The sequence below is a fragment of the Calditrichota bacterium genome (assembly GCA_013112635.1).
Taxonomy (GTDB): domain Bacteria; phylum Calditrichota; class Calditrichia; order Calditrichales; family J004; genus JABFGF01.
In genome coordinates this window covers 93,076-116,586 of record JABFGF010000006.1, presented here as the reverse complement: position 1 = coordinate 116,586, position 23,511 = coordinate 93,076, and the positions used below count along the sequence as shown (strand labels likewise).

The 23,511-nt window shown below is 37.2% G+C and carries 20 protein-coding genes; 5 read left to right on the top strand and 15 right to left on the bottom strand.

The window, feature by feature from the left end:
• Window positions 1-10 precede the first annotated feature (10 nt).
• The 4 genes from HND50_15735 to HND50_15720 all read right to left on the bottom strand — a co-directional run bounded on the left by HND50_15735 (window position 11) and on the right by HND50_15720 (window position 4,075).
• Window positions 11-1,315, bottom strand: a complete 1,305-nt coding sequence (locus HND50_15735; GenBank protein NOG46693.1) for a Ni/Fe hydrogenase subunit alpha — start codon at window positions 1,313-1,315, stop codon at window positions 11-13.
• A 97-nt stretch (window positions 1,316-1,412) separates the two neighbouring features.
• Window positions 1,413-2,150, bottom strand: a complete 738-nt coding sequence (locus HND50_15730; protein ID NOG46692.1) for an NADH:ubiquinone oxidoreductase — start codon at window positions 2,148-2,150, stop codon at window positions 1,413-1,415.
• On the bottom strand, window positions 2,147-2,989 hold the full coding sequence (locus tag HND50_15725; protein NOG46691.1) for an FAD/NAD(P)-binding protein: 843 nt from the start codon (window positions 2,987-2,989) through the stop codon (window positions 2,147-2,149). Before HND50_15725 ends, HND50_15730 begins: the two co-directional genes overlap by 4 nt.
• An 18-nt stretch (window positions 2,990-3,007) precedes the next feature.
• On the bottom strand, window positions 3,008-4,075 hold the full coding sequence (locus HND50_15720; protein ID NOG46690.1) for a 4Fe-4S dicluster domain-containing protein: 1,068 nt from the start codon (window positions 4,073-4,075) through the stop codon (window positions 3,008-3,010).
• 290 nt (window positions 4,076-4,365) lie between these two features.
• Between HND50_15720 and HND50_15715 the strand changes: the two genes are divergently transcribed.
• Window positions 4,366-5,247: a cation transporter gene (locus HND50_15715; protein ID NOG46689.1), complete on the top strand. Its 882-nt coding sequence runs from the start codon at window positions 4,366-4,368 to the stop codon at window positions 5,245-5,247.
• Window positions 5,248-5,263: 16 nt separating this feature from the next.
• Here HND50_15715 and HND50_15710 read toward each other — a convergent pair whose 3' ends face one another.
• A complete protein-coding gene (locus HND50_15710; GenBank protein NOG46688.1) occupies window positions 5,264-5,629 on the bottom strand; it encodes a carboxypeptidase regulatory-like domain-containing protein in 366 nt (121 codons plus the stop codon).
• 97 nt (window positions 5,630-5,726) lie between these two features.
• On the opposite strand from HND50_15710, the gene HND50_15705 reads away from it, so the two are divergent.
• Window positions 5,727-6,185 carry a DUF3052 domain-containing protein gene (locus tag HND50_15705; GenBank protein ID NOG46687.1) on the top strand — a complete coding sequence of 153 codons (459 nt, stop codon included), beginning with the start codon at window positions 5,727-5,729 and terminating at the stop codon, window positions 6,183-6,185.
• Window positions 6,178-6,609, top strand: coding sequence for a DUF393 domain-containing protein (locus HND50_15700; protein NOG46686.1), 432 nt, complete (start codon window positions 6,178-6,180; stop codon window positions 6,607-6,609). The genes HND50_15705 and HND50_15700 overlap by 8 nt, the downstream gene beginning before the upstream one ends.
• 45 nt (window positions 6,610-6,654) lie before the next feature.
• On the opposite strand, the gene HND50_15695 is transcribed toward HND50_15700, so the two are convergent.
• The 8 genes from HND50_15695 to mvaD all read right to left on the bottom strand — a co-directional run bounded on the left by HND50_15695 (window position 6,655) and on the right by mvaD (window position 13,706).
• A complete protein-coding gene (locus HND50_15695; protein NOG46685.1) occupies window positions 6,655-7,497 on the bottom strand; it encodes an arsenic efflux protein in 843 nt (280 codons plus the stop codon).
• A gap of 22 nt (window positions 7,498-7,519) precedes the next feature.
• Window positions 7,520-7,717 carry a DUF1858 domain-containing protein gene (locus HND50_15690; protein NOG46684.1) on the bottom strand — a complete coding sequence of 66 codons (198 nt, stop codon included), beginning with the start codon at window positions 7,715-7,717 and terminating at the stop codon, window positions 7,520-7,522.
• A gap of 69 nt (window positions 7,718-7,786) precedes the next feature.
• Window positions 7,787-8,236: a hypothetical protein gene (locus tag HND50_15685; protein NOG46683.1), complete on the bottom strand. Its 450-nt coding sequence runs from the start codon at window positions 8,234-8,236 to the stop codon at window positions 7,787-7,789.
• Window positions 8,237-8,287: 51 nt separating this feature from the next.
• A complete protein-coding gene (gene idi, locus HND50_15680) occupies window positions 8,288-8,851 on the bottom strand; it encodes an isopentenyl-diphosphate Delta-isomerase (protein ID NOG46682.1) in 564 nt (187 codons plus the stop codon).
• A 33-nt stretch (window positions 8,852-8,884) separates the two neighbouring features.
• Window positions 8,885-9,286, bottom strand: coding sequence for a hypothetical protein (locus HND50_15675; protein NOG46681.1), 402 nt, complete (start codon window positions 9,284-9,286; stop codon window positions 8,885-8,887).
• Between the two features lie 28 nt (window positions 9,287-9,314).
• Window positions 9,315-11,567 (bottom strand): hydroxymethylglutaryl-CoA reductase, degradative, encoded by a 2,253-nt coding sequence (locus tag HND50_15670; protein NOG46680.1) that lies wholly within the window; start codon window positions 11,565-11,567, stop codon window positions 9,315-9,317.
• Window positions 11,568-11,659: 92 nt separating this feature from the next.
• Window positions 11,660-12,721 carry a hypothetical protein gene (locus HND50_15665; GenBank protein ID NOG46679.1) on the bottom strand — a complete coding sequence of 354 codons (1,062 nt, stop codon included), beginning with the start codon at window positions 12,719-12,721 and terminating at the stop codon, window positions 11,660-11,662.
• A complete protein-coding gene (gene mvaD, locus HND50_15660; protein ID NOG46678.1) occupies window positions 12,711-13,706 on the bottom strand; it encodes a diphosphomevalonate decarboxylase in 996 nt (331 codons plus the stop codon). The genes HND50_15665 and mvaD overlap by 11 nt, the downstream gene beginning before the upstream one ends.
• 92 nt (window positions 13,707-13,798) lie before the next feature.
• On the opposite strand from mvaD, the gene lysF reads away from it, so the two are divergent.
• Together lysF and HND50_15650 are read left to right on the top strand one after the other, a co-directional pair.
• Window positions 13,799-15,727, top strand: a complete 1,929-nt coding sequence (lysF, locus tag HND50_15655) for a homoaconitase (protein NOG46677.1) — start codon at window positions 13,799-13,801, stop codon at window positions 15,725-15,727.
• Between the two features lie 87 nt (window positions 15,728-15,814).
• Complete coding sequence (locus HND50_15650; protein NOG46676.1) at window positions 15,815-16,189, top strand: hypothetical protein; 375 nt, start codon at window positions 15,815-15,817, stop codon at window positions 16,187-16,189.
• 64 nt (window positions 16,190-16,253) lie between these two features.
• On the opposite strand, the gene HND50_15645 is transcribed toward HND50_15650, so the two are convergent.
• Both HND50_15645 and HND50_15640 read right to left on the bottom strand, forming a co-directional pair.
• The gene (locus HND50_15645; protein ID NOG46675.1) at window positions 16,254-19,424 is read right to left on the bottom strand and encodes an efflux RND transporter permease subunit; all 3,171 of its coding nucleotides are present in this window, start codon (window positions 19,422-19,424) and stop codon (window positions 16,254-16,256) included.
• Between the two features lie 58 nt (window positions 19,425-19,482).
• The gene (locus tag HND50_15640) at window positions 19,483-23,376 is read right to left on the bottom strand and encodes an efflux RND transporter permease subunit (GenBank protein ID NOG46674.1); all 3,894 of its coding nucleotides are present in this window, start codon (window positions 23,374-23,376) and stop codon (window positions 19,483-19,485) included.
• Window positions 23,377-23,511: the final 135 nt, after the last annotated feature.

The following is a 23,511-nucleotide window of genomic DNA, read 5'->3' as shown; positions in this document are numbered from 1 at the left end:
AATGACACCACTATTCAATAAATTCTACATCCAACATATGCACAGAGCAAGAAATACAAGGATCATAAGCACGGACCAGCATTTCTAATTTATGTGTAATCTTTTCTTTGCCTTCATCAATTATTTCAGGAACAAGTTTTTTCATATCATCATCAATATTGGCCAGGTTTTGCCCTGTTGGAATTATACAATTGGCCTTTTCAATATTGCCCTGCCTGTTATAAGTATAATCATGGAAAAGAATGCCACGCGGTACTTCTGTAATACCATACCCCCTGCCATACTTTGTAGGAGTCTGGTTTGGTTTCTCGTTTTTAATTCCATTTTCAAGTAACTCATCGATTAGCATGATTGTATTGTCAATACAATTTGCTACTTCCACAACTTGGGCAACTGTATTCATATAAGGATTAAAGTTTGGAGCAGACAGCCCAAGTTTAGCAGCAACTTCTTTACCTAATGGCCGAAGTTGATCATAACTATTATTAAATCTTGCCAAAGCACCAACCATATAGGAACTGCGGTTAAATTTTGCATGCTTGCTTGAGGAATGAGGCACAACAAATTCATTGGTTACATCCAGATATTTATCACGGCCATAATTGCCACTGTCCGATGAACAAATTGCCCCATCATAAAAACCATATTCCTGATCACTTTTAACGCTGATGTATTCTGTTTCTCTTTCAAACACAGGAATTTTATCTGCAAGCGAAGCAACAACATCAACTATGAAAGTTGCATCTTTCAAACCTTCAGTTGCCATCGTATCTCTCAGTTTCTTTAAATTTTCTTCAGAAGGAATAGATGTAAAACCACCTGGAACACAACTGATTGGGTGAATTGCCCTGCCACTAATAAGATCGCCAATATCATTTGCAAGACGCTTTAATCTAAGTGCTGCAAGAACTACATCTTTATGAGTATTTACCAGTGGGAAAACTGAACCAACATTTAAGAAATCCGGAGCAGCAAGAAACAAAGAGTGTAATGTATTACTTTGAAATGTCGCGCCATCGACTAAAATGCGGCGTAAAATTTCAGTCTGTTTAGATATTTCCAGACCAAGCGCATCTTCTGTGGCTTTTAATGAGGACATCTGGTGCCCAAGAGAACAAATCCCACAAATGCGCGAAGTAATAATTGCAACTTCATGAAAATTGCGCCCTTTTAACATGGCCTCAAAAAATCGCGGGGCCTCAACAATATCCAATTGGGCTTTTTGAAGAACACCGTTTTTCATATCAACAACAATATTACCATGGCCTTCTACCCTGGTTAGGTGTTTAACCTTTATATTTAAATCTTTTTTCATAATATCACCGTTTTATTTTGGATTCGTAATAAGCAAATTCGGTCATTGAATAATTTGCATTTCGACCTTGAGATTGCTTTAACTAAAGCTTTCATTTTTAATTATCAATTTCGATGGCATTAAACATCTGTATTCTTTTTATCGCTTCTTTTGCAGAAAATCCATGCCGTTTCAACATTTCTACGGCACCACTTTCATTTACATTAGAAACGACTCCCCTGCAACCTGTACAATATTGACCAAAAGTTGGGCAAATCGCATCACAACCAGAACGGGTTACTGGTCCCAGGCAAAACATGCCCTTATCCAAAACACATTCATTTTCTTTCAGTTTACATTCTACACAAACAGCCTGGTCAAAAGCTTCAGGTTTTCTACCAAGAACCAATGATTTCAACACATGCAAAAATTCCGGTGTACTCATTGGGCAACCACGAATTTCGTAATCTACTTTAACTACCGCACTTACAGGTTGAACAGGCATTGATGGAAATAAATATTTGTCATCGCCATAAACTTCTTCTTTTACCCACTCAGCCGGGTGTAGGTTTTTCATGGCATTAACACCACCCTGAACGGCACATGCACCTAGTGCAACAAGAACTTTTGCTTTACGCCGAATTGTATGTATTCTTTCAATGCATGATGGTGTGCTAATACTACCTTCTATAAAAGCAATGTCATAATAATCAGCTTTGTCATCCATGGCTTCCCGAAACTCAACAATATCTACAAGTTCTAATAAAGCTAAAAGATCGTTTTCGAGGTTTAGCTTATTTAACTGGCAGCCTTCACAACTTGTAAAATCAAAAAATGCAACTTTTGGCTTGCTCATACTGCTTCCTCCAATTTTTTAGCATGTGGATAATGAAAGACGGGACCGTCCTGGCAAACATAGGTATTGTTAATTTGGCAATGTCCGCATTTTCCTACACCACATTTCATTCTGCGCTCTAAAGATAAATAAATATTTTCATCCGGGATTCGTTTCCCTTTTAAAGACATTAATACAAACTTATACATTATTGGCGGGCCAACAACCGTAGCAATCGTATTTTCCACATCAAGCTCTACAGGAGGAATTAGTGTTGTGATAACACCTACATTTCCTTTCCAGTTGGCATCTGCCTGGTCAACACTCATTGCAAATTCCACATCTTTGTTTTCCTTCCAGGCTTGAATTTCTTCAGGAAATAAAATTTCGGAAGGAGATTTTGTACCATATAAAATTATTATGCGGCCAAAATCATTTTTGCGGGCAACAGTATAATCAATAAGAGATTTTAACGGAGCAAGGCCAATCCCGCCACAAACAAAAAGCATGTCTTTTCCGTGAAATTTTGATACATCAAAACCATTACCGAATGGGCCACGGATTCCAAGCTGACTTCCTGCTTCTAACTGGTGCATTTTATTTGTTAACCTGCCGCCGGTATTACGAACAGTTAAATCAAAAATAGGCTCTTTTGTTGGCGAAGAACTAATTGAGATTGGAGCCTCACCAAAACCAAAGATTGAAACCTCCACAAACTGGCCTGGTTTATGATTTAGTATTTTTTTATCTGGCAATTCAATTTCAAACCGCTTCTCAGTTGAAGTTAAATCTTCAACCTTTGCGATAGTTGCAATTAGCGGATTATATAAGTCTTGTTTTTCAAAAGCTAAATTTTCCATAAGGGTCCTCATCTAAAACTAAATAGCTTGTTTTTTTTGTTGATCTGAATAATCATCAATTAAGTTATTTACAATATCCACCAAACTAATATCAGCCGGGCAATAACTGGAGCAACGCCCACAACCGACACAATGCAACACGCCCGATTGCTCTGTAATGTACTTAAACTTCCTAAACAATCTGTGTCTGGTTCGCTCACCAAGGCTGTTCCGGAAATTCTCTCCACCCGAAACTTCCGCAAAACCACGAAGCATGCAGCTGTCCCATGAACGACTGCGTTGACCATTTTCGGCATCAAGTTCTATTTCATCCTGCACATCAAAACAATAACATGTAGGGCATAAAAGATTGCATGTACCACACCCCAAACATTTTTGGGCAACATCTTCCCAAACCTTTGAATCATATACATGCTTAAAAATTTCGGGAAGTCTGTTATAATGATATTTTATTTTTGTTTTGAACTCTTTTTCTTCAACTTCCAGGTCCTGGTCGTTAACCAAAGTCCCAAGCCCAAAATCGCGAATTAGTTTTCCACCTTCCTGGGTTATTTCAAATACAAGGTATCCTGGTCCTAGTGGATAAAAATAAATAGCAAAGCCATCTGTTTCTTCAATATCAATACCAACCGCACTGGAAAAATGCCATTTATCCGGTTCAAAGGCCACTCCGATAAACATTGAATTTTCCCTGCGGGTAAGATAATTTGATTCTGGATGACCTTTTGTAAAACTAAAATCCAATCGCTTAATTGATTGCATTTCATAAGAATGAACACCGAAAAAAATACGTTTGTCAGGTTTTAAATCCGGTTGCTTATACTTGTTGCTTTTAAGATTAAAGTTTATAAGAACCTCTTTGGGAGGCATAAACATTTTTTTTAAGGGCTGAATCGTTCTTGGATATTCTAAAACCACATCTTCTGCATTTTTAACTTCCTCAAAAGAAAATGAAACATCCCCTTTACTATGTGGAGCAATAACAGTTGCCTGGTCTCTTAAAAAGTTTATAAACTGGGTCGTTGTATCTTTATCAAAATAATAACGATTCAACCCCTCCAGTTTGGACTTTATTTTGTTACCCATATTCTACCTCATGATTTATTAAGCGGTAAATTCTTGTGATAAAACGTTTAAAAAAACTATTTTGTGAATTTTTTCTCTTTCATAATATACGACATCAAAACTGTAACCTCAAACAATTTTTATCATCTTTTTAATAATTGTTCATAATAATTTTGATTCCTTCTTTCATCTACATTACTATTCTTTTTTTACCAGATATTTTCCAGGTATTCTCTAAATAAATCATATTAATTTTGCTGCAGAAAATAAGTTTTGTAAAATGTTTGTATTAAAAATATATGAAGAAGGATATGAGTCACAATCATCATCATCATCATGAAACTGAAAATATTCGCACCGCCTTTTTCCTAAACTTGTTTTTCACACTAATTGAAATTATTGGTGGGATTTTTACCAATAGTGTTGCCATTCTATCGGATGCCTTGCATGATTTAGGAGACAGCATAAGTCTGGGACTCTCCTGGTATTTCCAAAAGCTATCTCAAAAAAAAAGAGATCAACAATTTACTTTTGGCTATAGACGCTTTTCAATATTTGGCGCTATCATTAACTCCATCATTTTAGTAATTGGATCAATCATAATAATTTGGGAGTCCTTTCCGCGTTTATTTAATCCTCAACAACCAAATGCAGAAGGGATGATACTATTATCAATATTTGGAATTATTGTAAATGGTGCTGCGGTCTTAAAATTGAAAAAAGGAAGCTCATTAAATGAAAAAGTTGTTTCACTTCATTTGATGGAAGATGTTTTGGGTTGGGTTGCTGTACTAATTGCAAGTATCGTAATGACCTTTTACAGTATTCCTATTCTGGATCCAATGCTCTCATTATTAATCGCCGCTTATATTCTGTTTAATGTTTATAAAAACTTAAAGAATGCATTAAAAATAATTCTTCAGGCCAGCCCTTCGGATATTGATGTCGCTTCAATCGAAAAAAAGATTTCCGGATTTAAAGAAATTGACAATGTTCATGACATTCATTTATGGACAATGGATGGCGAATACAATGTTTTAACAATTCATGTCGCGCTACATGAAAACAAAGATTTGGACCAAATGGCTGAATTGAAAACTAAAATTCGTGATGAGCTAAATGATAAACATATTCAACACATTACAATTGAGTTTGAATCCAAAGATGAACATTGTGTTCATCTTGATTGTTAGGAGTGATTTATCTGATCTACGGTGCTTCAGTTGTATCGACAAAAGTACTATCCACCCTTAATGCAATGTCTGCAATGGTTTTATCATCGGCAATAACAGAAATATCAACCCCTGCACTATCATAACCAGATTTCTGGGCACGGACGTGATAAATACCCGGTTCCACATGAAGAATTTTGAATTCTCCAGTTAAAGTATCGCTTGTAACCGAACTGCTTGGGGGTTGAGTTACAATATTTGCATTTCCAATTGTGGTTCCCGAAGAATAATCATAAACCACTCCATTAATGGTTCCTGTTGTTACTTTTACGGGGTCTTCCCCACATGCAAAAATTATTATAATTACTGATAGAAGAGCAATTATACTTTTTGTATATTTCATTATTTTTACCTTAAACTTTTTGTGTAATCCTATACTCGGTTTCAAAAATATGGAAATTAGTTAGCATCTTTACACGTTAAGATTTTGACAACATGATATGGTTATAGTTTACTTTTTTAATAAGAAGGAAGTCATGGCAGGATACTCTAAAACACCCCTTGTAAAAAAGCTGGGGATAAAAGACGACTTTTTAATAAAACTTTATAACCAGCCCGATTATTATTTTGAAATACAGGAAGGATTACCAGAAAGCACATCAGTTTTAAAACAAAGTGATGCAACGGCTGTAGATTTTATACACTACTTTATTTTAGATTTGGAAAACTATTTTAAGGATTTACCTGGCCTGCAAACCCAAATTAAACAAAACGGTATGATTTGGATTTCCTGGGATAAAACCAAATCCAAAAAAGAGGGTTTTGCAAACGAAAACCTGGTTCGTCAAAGGGCTTTAAGCTTAGATTTGGTTGACTTAAAGGTTTGCGCAGTGGATGAAATTTGGAGCGGCTTGAAACTAGTTATCCGCAAAGAACGGCGAAAAAAAGAAAATGAGTGAAAGCAAAAAAGAGAATCAAATTAAAAATGCATCCAAACAAAGTATAATTTTTTTTGATGGCTTCTGTATTTTATGCAATGGTTTTGTTGACTTTCTAATCCGAAAAGATAAAAAGAAAAAATTAAAATTTGCCTCTCTTCAAGGAGAAACAGCGAAGGTAACTTTACCTGAAACTATAATCAGAAATATTGATAGTGTTGTTTTTTTAACAAAAGATGAAATCTATACAAAATCAAAAGCTGTTATCCATATTTTAAAAGAATTGCCAGGTGTTTGGAATCTTTCGGTAATATTATTTGTCATCCCTAATATTATTAGAGATTTTATTTATGATTTTATTGCTGGTAGCAGATATAACTGGTTTGAAAAAAACCATACTTGCAGGCTTCCTAATGAAGATGAAAAAGAAAGAATACTTCCATAACTTTCATTCAATTTATTTAAAACAATCTTTGATAGTGAATTTTTTTTAAAACCCAAAATAAAAAGTAGTCCAACCAATAACCAATGCTACGCCTACATTGTATGTTTTAATAATAATTGAATCACGCAAACTGTATGAAAGCATTGGCAACATTCCATGCCCATCCTGCGATATAGAGCTTGCCAAAAGAGCTGAAAATGGAATTACTCCACTTGCAAAAAGTGATATAAAAACCAGGTGTGGACCTGATTCAGGAATTATTCCAATTAAAGCGGCAATTAAAATAACCCAACCTATATTATTATTAACCAGCTCATTAATCGAAAAATAATTAATTCCAATATTGACAAACAGAAGGCTAAAAAATGTCCAAATAATAATCCGGATTATGTGTTTTTTAAAAATGTGTTGCCAGATATGAACTGTAAAATAATGTTTGTAATTTCTTTCATTGTCTTGTGAATGATGTTCATGCATTTCGCATGCTTCACAAGATTTGATTTTCAATTTCTTTAAAATTATATCCAGTAAACTTCCCATTGGTATGGCCAGTATAAATAAAATAGCAAATAATAGAAGAGCTTTTTCCGGGAAACGGACCAGCATAACAAACGCTTCATCGCCAGATGTTGCAATCATACCCGCAGCTATAGCTCCCATGCCCATAAAACCATGCATGTACATAGAAACATTTATGTAAGAGCCAATGCAACCTGGAGTTGCCCCAAGAAACGAGGCCGTCAAATATTCACTCCACTTGGATTTGTGAACTAAGGATTTGATTTTCCCCCGTGTACGGACATCAAAAAAATCCACCAAAACCATCATAAAAAAAACAACCCCTGAAACTTCAAGGGTTGTAATTAAAACTTCTAATATTTCAATCATAATTATTTTATTAAAGTGCCTATTATTTTAATTTGTTTAGCTCATTTACAAAAACATCAATCTGCTCATCTGAGTAGTTTTTTTCTTTTGCGGCTTCTTCTAATGTTCCCCAGATTGGTTCACCACAGCGAATACAGCGTATTTTTTTGTCCATTAAATAGCTGATTGAACCAGGCACCTGTTCGATTAAATCTTCAATTAAAGTATTTTTATTAATCATTAGTTTCTCCCTACCAATTATTCGATGATTAATAAAAATTGTCGTTACAGAATATTATTCAACCCATTTTTAAGGAGTTTTCGTTTCTTCAAAAAGTTGCTGAACGCCTACACCTTTTTCATAAACAAGTATGCCGCCCAAATGCCCTGCCTGGTAAATTTTAAAAACACCCATCAGCATTACTATGCTAATCAATATTTTAATATACAATTGCTCTTTTTTTAAATAGAGAAGAACCGCCTTAAGAATCAACGCCAAACCAAACAACTTTAAAACTGCTTCACCCGCAGACTCATGTTGATCTAATAAATATTTAATTGGTTTTATATTGTTTAAATTTTCCATTGCAGTATCACCACTTTGTACTGCAAAAAAAGCTGTTAATACACCTACTAAAAGTAAAGTCAGTGCCATTTTATTAAAAAACTCTTTTTGCCAAAAGTAGCTTATTAAATCAGCAATAACAGCAACTGTAAGAAGCGCAATTGGAAAATGCACTATTTGGGGATGAGAAATCATTTATTAAAACCACAAGATTAAATTGTACAGGGAATTATTACCAATTAAAAACTACAACGCCTCAACACGATCCCAGAAATTATCTTGAATTTCTTTCCATTCCATTTTAAACCAAGGCGAATATAATTCAGGATTGTTATCAAGTTCTGCGTTTAACTCTTCCCTGCTAAAAAATTTCCATTCATCAATTTCAGTTTCATTTACTTGTGGTAAATCGTCTGATTTTCCAATATAAACAGAACACAATTCAGATTCCGAACCTTCATCTTTCCATTTTGCATGATATCTAAATTTATATAAATAATCTAATTCCGTTTGAAGACCAAGTTCTTCCTTTAAACGGCGTTCTGTTGCATATTCATAACTTTCGCCTTCTCTTGGGTGGCTGCAACAACTGTTTGACCAAATCAACGGCCAAAGACGTTTTTCTTTCGCCCTTTTTTGCATGATTACCTGGCCTTGGCTGTTAAATATAAAAATTGAAAAAGCACGGTGCAGGATTCCTTCACCATTATGGCATTCTGCTTTTGATTTGAATCCCAGGACATTATCATCGTCATCAACCAGGATTAAACGTTCGCTTTCAAAAGAAACTATTTTGTCATTCTTTGTCATTAATTACCTTTTTTAATAATTATCAATACAAATCTACTCTTCTTCTGCTTCTTCGCCCATATGTGTTAACATATCCAAAACCATTTGCAGATAACGGGCATAACTTTCTTTAATTACAGGATATATTTTTTCTATATTTTTACCTTTCTGGACCAAATCATAATCAGCTAACATTTTTTTCATTGAATCAATCATTGATTGGTTAAAAAGTTTGTGTTCAAGCGAAAGCTGCAATAAATGATCATTGGATTCTGCTTTTTGCTTGTACTCAGTTTCAATAAAGAAATCCAAACATTCCATAGCCTGGCTAAAACAAATCTGAAATTGTTCAACTCCATCTGCAATGGCTTGCTCGGTTTGTTCCTCAGTAAGTAAGAAGTGAAGCCTGAAAAGCTTAACTTTTAATTCGTCTAACTTTTTATAATAACTAGTCATTTTTTTAAAAACCTGTATTTATTATTTATCACTTTATATCTGCAACCATGGCCTGGTAGCCGGCAGCACGAATCGCCTTTGCAACTATTTCCCAATTGTCAGGACAGAGTGCAATAATTGCACCTCCTCCTCCGCCGCCTGTTAATTTGGCACCTAATGCCCCATTACTACGCGCAATGTCAATAATCTCTTCTATCTCCCTGCCGGAAACCTGTAATGCATTCAAATAGCCCTGATTAATATTCATCAGTTCACCCAATTGCTCCAAATTACCTGTTTTGATTGCTTCACCTGCTTCCAGAACCAACTCATCAATTTGCAGAAAAATATGGTTATAAAGTTTCTTGTTTCCTTCCCAGGCTTTGGCTACACGTGTTACCATTTTTGCTGTTAAACTCTCAACCCAGGTTAAACCAATCACCACACGGATGGGTTCTTTAACTTCAATATTTTGCATGATTGGCGGTGTACCTTTTTTAAACTGAATAAAGCGCCCATAAGTTGCCAAAGTATTATCTATTCCTGATGCTGTACCATGCACGATGTTTTCAGATTTATAGCTTAAATCAGCAATGCGTTTATCAGCAAGATTTAGTTTATAATGCTCCGATAATGCCCTGATGATTGCCACAGCAAGAGCCGCTGAGCCGCCAAGCCCCATCGCTCGCGGAACATGTGGAAAAACCTCTATTTGCATATTACGGTCATGCAAATCCAGTTCATCCAAAATAAGATCGAGAGATTGAAATATTGAATATTTATGTTCTACGCCGCGATAAAGGCGCTCTTCAACACCCCAACGCGGGATTAGCAGATGAATACCTTCTTTATTGCTATCGTTTACTTTGGCCTGCATTGCAAGCGGAACCGGTGCAGCAATAGCATGGCTACCATATACAACTGCATGTTCGCCTAACAGAATAATTTTTCCAAACCCGGTTGGCATTGTACTTTCGGTTGGCGAAAGAATCGTTTCAACCTGACTTTTTGTTTCTTTAGTCTTAATATTTTCAATTATCTCTTTAGCTTTCCAAACTTTTATATCACCACTATCGATCAGTTCTTCAACGACAGTTTCAAATTCATCCGGTGTAGCGCCGGCTGTCATCGCTACACTCCGGGCATGCAAGCTCATATGTCCACTTTGAATCCCTTCTGTAGCTAAAGCACGAATAGCACCAAGGTTTTGTGCAAGACCAACGGCGCCAATCAACTCAGCTAATTCACGTGCTGAATTTATTCCCAAAAGGCGATAAGCAACGCCAACCATAGGATTACTTTCCAAAGAACCACCTACAATTCCAACTCGTACCGGAAGTTCTAAAATTCCTACAAGATCGCCATTTTCATTCTGAAACCATTTTGTTAAGGAAGTATATTGCCCGCTTCTTGCTGCATAGGCGTGAGCACCTGCTTCAATAGCCCGCCAGTCATTTCCGGTTGCAATAATTAGCGGATCAATTCCGTTCATTATGCCTTTGTTGTGGGTTGCCGCGCGGTATGGATCTGCTTCTGCAAAATCATTTGCCAGTATTATTCCATCACGGACTTCATCACCTGAATACTTTTTTCCATCAAGTAGTTTAGTTGGGATTGTACAGGTGGTTTTCACCATTGAACGGTCAGTGAGGTTCGAAAGAATTCTAAGAAAAACTCTGCCGCCTGTAATTTTTTCGATAAGAGATGCAACACCTTCGCACATGCTGTTTACAAGATTAGCTCCCATTGCATCCTGTACATCAACCAGAAGATGCACAATCAGCATTTCTTTTTTGCCTTCGCCTGCTTTTAAAATACGTACTTCAACATCCCGTACGCCGCCACCTCGTGCCACCATATTTGGATGCATACTATTGGCAAGGTTAATAATTTCTTCTTTATTTGTCAGGACTGCATTTTTTGCGGCAGAAAGATTTTTTATATCTACAACCTGGATCTGACCAATCAGTATCGGTTCACTGCTTTCACTTATAAAACCACCGGCCTGGCGGATAATTTTTGCCATAGAACTAACAGCTGCTACAATTGATGGTTCTTCAACAACCATTGGTACGGCGTAATCTTTTCCATTGACCAAAAAATTAAGGCCCATGCCCATGGGAAGCCCAAAAACAGAAATAACATTTTCAATCATCTTATCCGATTCTTCGGTCTGCAAAAATCCCTTGCCATTTTTGAGCAAGGTATAATCATCCTTATTCAAGAGATCATTTTTTTGCAGGATACGCAATCGTTCCTGAATGGATTTTTTATAAAAACCGGATATCTTTGAATTTGCCATAAAGTATTATCTTTTTAGAATCTTGAAGTAAGCTGAAAGTATTCTCTCAGTCATCTTGGGTAATTTAATATATTCTTAAGTTTCTTATCAAATTAGTGTTCTGAAGCAATTTTCACATCAAGCCAGGTAAAACCAGATTTTTCAATTGCTTTCTTAACAACAATAATTTGTTCTGCGTTTTCAGCAAAAGCAATCCCAATATCACCGCTACCGGCCCCACTTGGCTTGTAAACCCCACCGCTTTGGACAACAACCTCAGAAATTTTTTGATGAACAGGTGAAATTATCGGCATTCCACTTTTTTCACCCAATGAAGACATTAGATCATTATAATTTTTTATCTCTTTAAAAAACAGAGATATATCATTTTTTTTGTAAGCTTTGCAACCATTTACTGATGAAGTTTCCAAATCGGACATGAGTTGTTTGTAAATCTCGGGCTTTTCTTTTTTAAGCTGGCCAACACCGGCAACCATTTTTCGTGTCGATTCAGAACTGCCCGTAAAAACAACCAGCATTTTTAATTTTTCCCAAACCTTTACTTTTTCAGGCAAAAGCTGTTCAGCACGGTTATTAATCCCAACGCGGTATTCCAAAACTCCGCCCATTGAACTGGCCGCTATATCAATCCCGCTTCCTAAACCACCTTGAGCTTTTTTATGTGCCGCCAAAGATAATCTAAAAATTTTGTTCAGTTCTTCTAAATCATCAGGCGATTTGCCAGACAATTTAAATAGAGCCTTTACAAGAGCGACGGTTAAAGCTGCGCTGGAGCCAAAACCCAGTTTTGTGTTTAACTCAGCAGAATAAAAGGCATCCGTGTCGATTACAATTTTAAAAGGATTAAATGTAATTCGGCACGATTTACAATACTGCCATGCATATTCAAATGTGGTTTTAAAAAAAGACAGCTTTTTACGCGTGAGCATATCCACGGAATTTTCAAATAAAATCAACCCGTTTGAGGTTATTGAAAATGGTACATTCTCTATATCGATGGATGGCGCACTTACCAGGTAATATTCTGTTTCACTTTCAGAAATTTTCACTTTTGCATATCGATCAACCGCACACACAAGGGATGGAGCACCTTCCAGCACAACATACTCGCCGATCAAAATCAGTTTACCTGGAGCCTGGGTTTCAACTAACAACCTTTTCCTCCAGGATTATTGCATCTCCGCCAAGACCAGTTTTTATAACGCGGATAACATCCGGTAGCTGCTCTAATTTCTGTTTCACTTGTCCTGCATATTTTGTTGGACAGATTGCTTTTACCTGAGGCCCCGCATCGATGGTAAAGAAAACCGGAATACCCGACTCCCGCATTTCACGGACATAGTGCATTGCATCTACTGTTGCGCCATTCCAGTAAATCAATCCCGGATTTGTAGCCAAAGCTAAAGCATGCATTTTTAGGCAACTGAACTCAGAAACTTCAGCCACTTTTTCAAAATCTTTTTGTGTGATTGCATCACGCATTTCGTTCATATCTTTTGTAGATGAATCGATCCAGGGTTGATAAAATGGTGATGTTAACCGGGATGCTTCCATGCCTTCTGTTGACCCGGTTTTTTTCTTTTTTTCCGATGTGATTGCAATGAGAACGCTCAAATCCCAATGTTCTTTAGGAAAAATCTGATGTGCTATTGAGTCGCTTCCATCTTCTTTTTTTCCAAGATCCATTTCAACAAATCCACCAAAAATAGAACGTGCAGCAGAACCCGAACCCAAGCGGGCAAATTCCGACAGTCTGCTCTTTGAAATATCCAAATTAGCTGCGTTTGCCGCAGCCATCGTTAAACAGGCAAATGAGGAAGCCGATGAAGCAAGACCGGCGGATGTTGGAAAATTATTTTCACTTTCCACATAGGCATAATTTTTTTCATTGGATTCTGACCGAATCAAATCCAAAAACTTTGACATGCGTTTTGTGTCTTTTTCAGATGCCAGGGTTTTGTTTAATACAAGCGTATCTTTTTCTAATTCCGGATCAAACATAAGCAGGGTTTCAGTAAACAAAGTATCCAACGTTATTGAAATTGAAGCCACTGCAGGAAGATTTAACGGAATATTTCTCTTTCCCCAGTATTTTACCAATGCGATATTAGAATGTGCTTTTGCTTTAACTTTTTTCATCAATTTTCCTTGCTTAAAAGTGGGAATTTAAGTCGCAATAGATTAAATTACAAAACCCAAAAATTTCGGAATCATCAAAACAGGAAATTAAAATGGCACAAAATTTAATCGAAAAAATTACCCAAAAATATTGCCTAAATTTATCCGCCGGGCAAAAAGTTAAATCCGGTGAGTTTGTTACCATCCAACCGGCACATGTAATGACCCACGATAATAGTGCGGCTGTAATTCCAAAGTTTAAAAATATCGGTGCAAAAAAAGTCGCTAATCCCCGACAGATAGTTTTTACCCTCGACCACAATGTGCAGGACACCAGCGAAAAAAATCTAACTAAATATAAAAATATTGAACGTTTTGCTGATGATATGAATATTGACTTTTATCCTGCGGGGCGCGGCATCGGGCACCAGGTTATGTGCGAGGAAGGTTATGCCTGGCCAGGATCATTTGTGGTGGCCTCGGACAGCCATTCCAACATGTATGGCGGCTTGGGTTGCCTGGGAACGCCAATTGTCCGTAGCGATGCAGCAGCTGTTTGGGCAACAGGAAAAACCTGGTGGCAAATTCCCAAAGTGGCAAAAGTTACTTTAACCGGCCATTTGCAAAAAGGGGTAACCGGGAAAGATGTTATTATTACTTTAGCCGGATTTTTTAACAATGATGAAGTTTTAAACCATGCTCTGGAGTTTAGCGGAGAAGGGGTTAAAGACTTATCTGTGGATCAACGTTTGACTATTGCCAACATGAGTACTGAGTGGGGTGCATTGGCTGCCGTTTTCCCAATTGATGAAGTAACTATTAAATGGCTTCAAAACAGGAATAATCTTTTAAACAAAGATAAAAGCCATCTCCGGATTAATGATGAATCAATAAAGAAATTACAGGAATCCGCACCTGTTGCTGATGAGGATGCATTTTATCAAAGTGAAATCACACTTGATTTGGCAACCGTTGTTCCGCATGTGTCCGGTCCAAATTCAGTTAAAAAAATGGTGTCCGTTTCAGATATTGCCAAAGAAGAAATAGGAATCCAAAAAGCATATCTCGTATCATGCGTAAACAGCCGTGTTGAAGATTTAGCACAGGCAGCTGAGATTGTAAAAGGTAAAAAAGTAGCCGATGGCGTTGAGTTTTATATTGCTGCGGCATCCAATGAAGTTCAAGCATTTAGCGAACAGCGTAATGATTGGCAAACTTTACTCGATTGTGGCGCCATTCCTTTGCCTCCGGGTTGTGGCCCTTGTATTGGTTTGGGAAAAGGACTTTTAGAAGAAGGAGAAGTTGGCATTTCAGCCACTAACCGAAATTTTAAAGGACGAATGGGACATCCAACTGCTCAGGCCTATTTAGCTTCTCCGGCTGTGGTAGCTGCTTCTGCAATTGCAGGAACCATTAGCGAGCCCAATTCTTTTGTTGATATAAAAATTGATGCTGCAATCAGTGAAAACGATAAAACATCGGATAAAGCTGCTGTACAAATTCTTGATGGCTTCCCTGAATTATTTATGGGACGCGCCCTGTTCTGCCCAAGCGATAATATTAATACCGATGGAATTTATCCAGGCAAATATACCTATCGCGAAGATTTAACTCCTGAGATGATGGCTGAAGTTGCCATGGAAAATTATGATCCTGATTTTCAGAAGATTGCAAAAAAAGGAGACCTAATTCTCTCCGGTTTTAATTTTGGTACCGGAAGCTCACGTGAACAGGCTGCAACAGCATTAAAACATTTTGGGATTCAAATGGTTATCGCCGGCTCTTTTAGCGAAACATATAAACGAAATGCCATAAATAATGGTTTTATTTTGGTAGAATGCCCCGAGCTTATAAAAGACCTTTATTCAAAATATGGGAATTCTTTTTTAACTAAGGCGCTGGAGAATGAAATATCTGTTTCCATGAAACAAAGTGAAATCGCTTATGCCGGTAAACAATATTCCTTTAACGCATTAGGTCCTATCGCACAGGAATTGATTTTAGAAGATGGGCTTGAGAATTGGGTTAAAAAATCACTATAGTGACCAGTTTTCTTCAAATTAATTGTGTTTGATTAAATGAAATTTACATGTCCCGATGTTAATATTAATTACTATCTGTGGATTTAAATGACTACACTAACATTAGATAAGATTGAAACACAAACGACCAGTTCTAATCTCGAAAGAGGAAAAATATATTTTCGTGCAGGTCATGTTAATGATTTTAAAATAACGAACAATAGATTTGTTGAAGCAATTGTTACAGGTAATAAAAGCTACAAGGTTTTTTTGGAGATTAAAGATAACGAATATGAGGCTTTTTGCAGTTGCCCTTATAAATCTAAGGGATATTGTAAACACCAGGTTGCAGTTAAACTGGCCCTAATGAAAGTTCCGGAACAAGCAGCTCAACTTACAATTCCGGATAAACAAATAAAGATGTTTAAACTTAAAAACCAAGCTTTATATCTTTTTTCCCAGGTGAAAAACAAGTTTTTTTAGTATTACTTTTCGCTTATTAAATCAGGTTCCTTACAAGAACCTGATTTTTTTTTGATATTTTCTTTTATACAGTTGGCACAGTTTCTTCATCAACTTGTTTATTTTTGCGAATTAAAATCCCGCCAACCATACGTTTAAAATAATTGCGCATATCATCAAATAACATATAAGCCCAAGGAACGGCAATCAGCGAAACCAATGTTGAGAACATCATTCCACCAACAATAGTCAGCCCTAAAGGTTTATAAGAAATCCCAATCATTTTGGCATTACCCAAAGCCATAGGAATCAATCCACCTATTGTTGTAAATGCTGTCATCAAAATCGGGCGGAATCGTTTTCTTCCCGCTTCTACTAAAGCATCTCTTCGAGAATATCCTTCCAGCCGTAATCTGTTAACAAGATCAATTAATACAATAGCATTATTAACAACTACTCCAATCAAAATAATCAGACCTATCCCACTCATAGTATCAAATGGCGTTCCGGTTATTAACAACATCCAATAAGCCCCAACAAATGAAAATGGGATTGCCATTAATACTGAAAGCGGTAGAACAAAGGATTCAAATAGAATGCCCATTAAAAGAAAAACAAAAGTAATTGATAAAATTATACCAAACATCTGGCTGTCATTACGTTCATTTATGCGATTAAACCTTTGCCCTTTTGACCAAGAGTAGCCATATGGCATTGAGAATCCAACCATTGCTTTATCAATTTTCCCATGGATCATTCCAATATTTTCTGCCGTGGAGTTAGCTTTGATAGCAAGAAAAGTTTTACCATTTTCTCGTTGAATTTCACCAAAACCTTTTTTCACTTTAATAGATGCAACTGCTTCCAATGGTATCTCCCGGCCATTGGTTGAGAAGAAAGTTATATTTCTTAATTGTTCCAGGTTTTGCCTGTCTTCTTCCTGCAACTGGATCAGCATATCAATTTCGCGGTCATCCGTCTGGAACTTAGGCAATTGAATCCCACGCAAAGTATACATAACCGTACCAGAAATTGTACGTGGACTTACACCATATTTCTGAGCCTGTTCCCTCTTTATAACCAATTGTATTTCATCTTCGCCTTGTTCCCTATCTGTCTCAATACTTATTATTTCCGGAATTGACTTTAAACGGCGTTCAACCTCCTCAGATAAAGAAGCAAGCCTTTTAGTATCATCACCAAAAAGATTCAGTGTAATGGATGCTTCATCGTTTCCACCGCTTCTACGCCAAGATGTGCGTACTTTTACTCCAGGTAATTCCGGAATTCTTTTTTTAACATCCTCTACAACTTCTGTACGAGACATAATGGTTGTATCCGCCATACCAAATAATTCTTCAGCGGAATTATAGATTACATCATACCAGCTCAAAGATGGTTCCGGCATTAAAAACACGTTTAGTCTTCCCCTGTTATGTCGGAAACGCGAATCAATTGTTCTGATATTATAGCGATCTGATTTTGCGCGGATTGTATCTTCAACCATGGTCACTACTCTTTTGGCATCATCAAGGCTATAGTTGTCCGGTAAATCTAAAAAGAGGCGAAAATCATTTATGTTGCCATCCATATCATCTGTTTGAGCAACATTGTTCATGGCGTAGCTCAAAGAAAAAATGAAAAGCATCAATACAATAAATGTTTCCAGACGATGGGCAATACTCCAGCTAAGGGTTTTGTTGTAATAGGCATTTATTTTTGTGATAACGGGCGGCTCTTTTACTTCTCTTTTCGAAACGACTCGAGTTGCTGCCAAAGGGATAAAAATCATGGCAACAATTAAAGATGCCACCAACGAAATCATTACAGGAACGCCGATACGCAGCATATAAAATTTAAAACCTGCATCACCACTCATTAAAATCATAGGAAGAAACACAACAATTGTTGTAAATGTTGCCATTGTAACGGCCAGGGAAACTTCGCTTGTGCCTTCTGCTGCAGCTTTTAATGTGCTTTTTCCCTCACTGCGTTTACGGTAAATATTTTCCAGAACAACAATTGAGTTATCCACCACCATTCCAACAGATATCATTAAGCCCATCATGGTTATCAGGTTTAAAGTCCAGCCCATAAAATATAGAACAGTAAGACTAAAAAGCAGGGAAAGCGGAATTGCCAGATTCAGAATCAAAGTCATTCTAAAGCGACGTAAAAAGAAGTAAAGTACGAGGAAAGCAAACATACCGCCCCAAATACCGGCATTTTTTAAATTGTCAATCGATTCAAGAATAAACTGGCCCTGGTTAAACAAAATTTCTGTTTTAAACCCTGCTAATCTTGGATCTTTTTTAAACTCTTTATGAAACATATCTTCAACGGCAGTACACAAATCTACAGTATTGGCCATTGATTCTTTAAATACTCCAATCTGAATTGCAGACTTGCCATCAATTTGCTGTACCCAGCTTTTTTCAGGAACATCATAAACAACATCCGCTATGTCTTTAAGGTGAACATTTGCTCCTTTAATGGGGATATTTTTTATCTCTTCCAGGCTGCGAAATTTCCCAACAGAACGGACAAAAATCTTGTGCCCGCCATCGCGCACATCTCCCGAAGAAATAGCAAAATTATCGCTGCGAAGTGTGTTTATAACTTCATATAGGTTTATCTTAAAACTTTTTACAGCATCTTGTTTTATATAAATCTGGATTGATTTTTCATCGGCACCCCATATTTCCACATTAGCAACACCATCAACCCGCTCTAAAGGTTTTTTGATAAGCATTTCTGTAAAATAATAAGGATCTTCAATGGGTTCATCCGGAATAAGAGCAATCCACATAATAGGGTCATCATCGTTATTCCATTTGCGAATATATAGCCGTTCGATATCATCCGGAAGGTCGGGCCTTACACGATCCACCCGATCTCTTAGCTGACTATAAGCAAGATCCATATCTGCGCTTTGGTTGAATCGCAAGAAAGTCCAACAACCATTTGAATGACTATATGTATTTACAGTTTTAACACCTTTTATTGTACGAACCACCTCTTCTAAAGGACGGGCAATTAACTGCTCAACTTCTTCAGGATTGGCATTTGGGTAAGGTGTCCAGACTCCGAGGAAAGGAGGTGTAAAACCGGTTGGCATCAAGGCAACGGAAATGGAACTATAAGCAATATAGCCAACAACCATTAGCGCTGTTAAGGACATTAAAACTGTAATTGGCCTTGTTAAAGATAGCTTTGGTAAAAGACTTACTTTACCTTCTAATTTTTTTCGTACCATGTTTAATTCCTTGTTTCAGAATACTTGATGTTTGACACGTTTTTTACTTACTACATTTTTACGCTTGAACCTTTTCCCGAGCTACAATACTATAAACAGTTGGGATTACAACCAGTGTCAGCAAAGTGGATGTCAACAATCCTACGATTACAGTTATAGCCATTGGCGTTCTTATTTCTGCCCCATCACCTAATCCAAGTGCCATTGGTAAAAGGCCCAAAACTGTGGTGGATGTTGTCATTAAAATTGGTCTAAGTCTTGCTTTGCCGGCTTCAACAATTGCTTCGACTTTTTTCATGCCTTCTTCACGCAATTGATTAATATAATCTACCAGAACAATGGCATTATTTACAACGATCCCAGCAAGCATTATTAATCCCAAAAAGACCACTATACTGAGCGGGATATTCAGTAAATAAAGAAATATGATAACACCAATCAGTGCTAAAGGAATTGTAAAAATAATTACAAACGGATGAACCAGTGATTCAAACTGAGAGGCCATTACGATGTAAACAAGAAAAATTGCCAGAGCCAATGCCATCAACAAACTATTTAGAGAAGTCTCCATTTCTTTGTTTTGACCGGCCAGCTCGAAAGTAAAATCATTCGGCAAATTTAAACCGATAAGTTCATTAAAAATAAGATCATTTATATTTTTTAAATCAAAGCCTGGTAATATATTTGCAGAAATAACAGCTGTTCGCTGTTGACCAACACGCCGTATTTCCGAAGGTCCTTCATTAATACGAATATCAGCCACTGCATAAAGCGGAACAGGTTTATCTAAACCTGGATTTATGTTTAACCTGCGCAGGTTATCAATGCTTTCTTTATCCTTTTCACGCAAACGGACAAGGATATCAATTTTACGGTCTTCCTCTTTAAATTCGGTTGCAATATCGCCGCGCACCTTATTTCGCACAATTGATGCGACCTGTAAAACGTTCAATCCCTGGTGGGCAATTTTTTCGCGATTATAATAAATTTGCACCTCAGGATTACCACGCTGAATATTTGCTTTAGCATCAACAATACCGTTTATATTTGATATTTTTGTCTCGAGGTCAGAACTGTATTTTTGCAATTTTGTTAAATTGAAACCCTTTACATGGACCTCGATCGGTGTTTTAAAACTAAACAAAGTAGGACGGGCAATATTTGCAATCACTCCCGAATAATTTGAAATAACACGACGAATTCCGCTAATTACTTCTTCCTCTGTTTCTTCAAGATTGGATCCCGGCGTAACCGTTACTGTCAGTTTTGCCGTGTGTTCCCCTTCTTCGCTATCAGAGGCAGCGCTCTTATCTGTACCGGCAACAGAAGCAACTTTTAAAACGCCTTCAATTTTTTCAATATCACTTTGAATTACGGCAACACGCTCATCCGTTTTTTCAACCGGTGTGCCAATTGGCAAGGTCATTTCTACATAAAATTCACCCTGGTGTACTTCCGGGATTAGCTCACTGCCAAGTTGTGGTGCAATTAAGTAAACCGTTACAAAAAACAATACAGCAACAGCGCCAACAATCGTATAACTATTTGCAAGTGATTTCTCCAACAAAACAGGATAAACTTTTTCTACTCTATCATAGATAAAATTAAAAATATTTACCAACAGCTTTGTGAGTGGCGTAAATAGCAATCTAAAAATCATATAAATAAAAGTTGCAAACAGGCTAATGAGCATAAAAAAGGCATGAATCAGTCTGAACACAACCTCAAACAAAACTGTAAGCACATATTTAATAATTAGAAAAAACAGAGTTAGTGGCGAAAACAAAACAGAAATTATATTTCTAAAAATTGACCTTTGTTTAAATTTCTTACCAAAACGGGTTAAATCACCAACAACAGTTTCTGCCGATTTCACAACAGCGTAATTTTCCCAAATATCATTGCTTAATTTTAAAATTTTCCAATTATTGGTTTTAGCAAACGAAACTACTTTTGCAGTATATCGATAGTCTTTTCTGATATAGCGCCCGAAAAAGCCAATTGGAGTAAACACCATCCTAGCAAAGACAACCACCATTTTAATTAATGCAATTATCAGAGCCAGGACCATTTTAAGTGATTTAACTATCCAGGTAAAAATGGCGAAGCCGATTTGGTATAGCCAAACGTTTGCTTTAGAAAAGAACGTTTCATTATTATCTTCAGAAAAAAGCTTATTTACCTCATCTCGTGATTTTATATCAAGAATATAATTTTTTGGAATTCGCTCTGTTTCGGCGTCGCGTACAAATGTCGATGTTTGTCGTGAACTGAGCATTGGGATAAGAAAAAGCGCAACAGCTAAAGATGCCAGCAACGAGAAGACAACCGTCAAGGCCATATCCCCAAAAACCTGCCCAGCTACACCTTCTACAAAAACAATTGGAAAAAATACAGCAATTGTTGTAAGTGTTGAAGCAATCACAGCACCGCCAACTTCTTTTACGCCATTTAGAGTGCCGCTTATTAAATCATCGCCTTCTTCGCGCCGACGGGCAATTGCTTCAAGTACCACAATCGAGTTATCCACCAGCATACCAATCCCAAGGGCCAAACCACCAAGGGACATAATATTAAGCGTAACATCAAATATTTTCATTGGTGCAAAAGTGGCCACGATCGAGATGGGAATTGCGATAGCAATAATAACTGTTGGGGCAAGGCGTCTTAGAAAAATAAATAGAACAACTATTGCAAGTAGGCCGCCCATTACAGCAGTATTTTGAACTTCATCTACTGAGTTTTCAATAAAAACGGATTGATCGGACAGAGTCTCGATGTAAATTCCTTCAGGTAGTGTGTAAGACAAAAAGTTCGTCATTTGGGCTTTCATAAAAGCATTGCCACGATTGCCGCCTTGTCTTCCTCGCTTCTCTTTTTTCTTTTCAGCCGATTTTTTGTCTTCTTCTTTTCCTTCTTTTTTCTCAGCTTCCTGTTTTTCTTTTTGTTCCTTTTCTCTCTTTTCCCTGGCTTTCATTTCAGCAACAAAAGCTTCTTGCTCAAAAGTACCATACAAACGGTCTTTCACCCTGTTGGCCACGTTTACGATATTGGCATCTGCTTCTTTATAAATTTCAATCTCAACGCTTTCCGTACCTTTAATTCGCGTAATAATTTCACGTTCTTTGCTTGTACGATAAACATTTCCAACATCTTTTATTTTAATATTTACGCCATTAAAGTGGCCAACAACAAGGTCCTCTATTTCTTTGATTGTACGAAACTCATTCAGGGTTCGGACTAAATATTCGGTCTGGCCTTCTTTTAAATTTCCACCGGCAAGGTTTACATTTTCCTGTGATAATCGATCACGAACCGACTGGATATCCATTCCGATTTGAGTAAGTTTGATCTCATCAAGCTCCACGCGGATTTCTTCTTCAAGCCCGCCTTTAACTTTAACAGCGGCAACACCATCTACAGATTCCAGGGCACGTTTTAACTCTTCCTCGGCAATATAGCGCAAATAAGTCAGGCTTGCGTCACCATACAGGCCAACCCGGATAATGGGATCGAGAGATGGATCAAACCTCAAAATTAACGGTCGTTTGGAGTCTTCCGGCAGGAAAACCTGGTCCAGTTTTTCACGGAGATCAGCTGTTGCCTTGTCCATATCCGTATCCCATGTAAAATCAAGGATCACATCGGATTGCTCTGCTTTGGATATTGAACTGATCGAAACAAGGTTATCCACAACACCCAGCGCCTGCTCTATTGGACGGGAAATACTTGTTTCAATTTCCTCAGGAGCAGTACCGGGATATTCTGTACGCACCGATAAACTGGGGTAAGTCATTTCCGGCATTAAGTTTAAAGGTAGCTGCTGGTAAGAGATGATACCAAAAACCGCTATGCCTATTACAACCATTAATATGGCAACAGGACGTGTTGTTGTAAAACTGTAAAATGAACTTCTTATTTTTTCAATATTTTCTTTTGTGGTATTCACCATTACTTTCTCCAGACAGAAGGCAGATTAATTCGGGTTAGTGTCATTCCCGTCCCGCCAGGGCGGGATTATCGGGAATCTATGTCATACGGTTTCAGAATCCTGCTAAAGACTTGCAGGACTGACACACTTTGATCT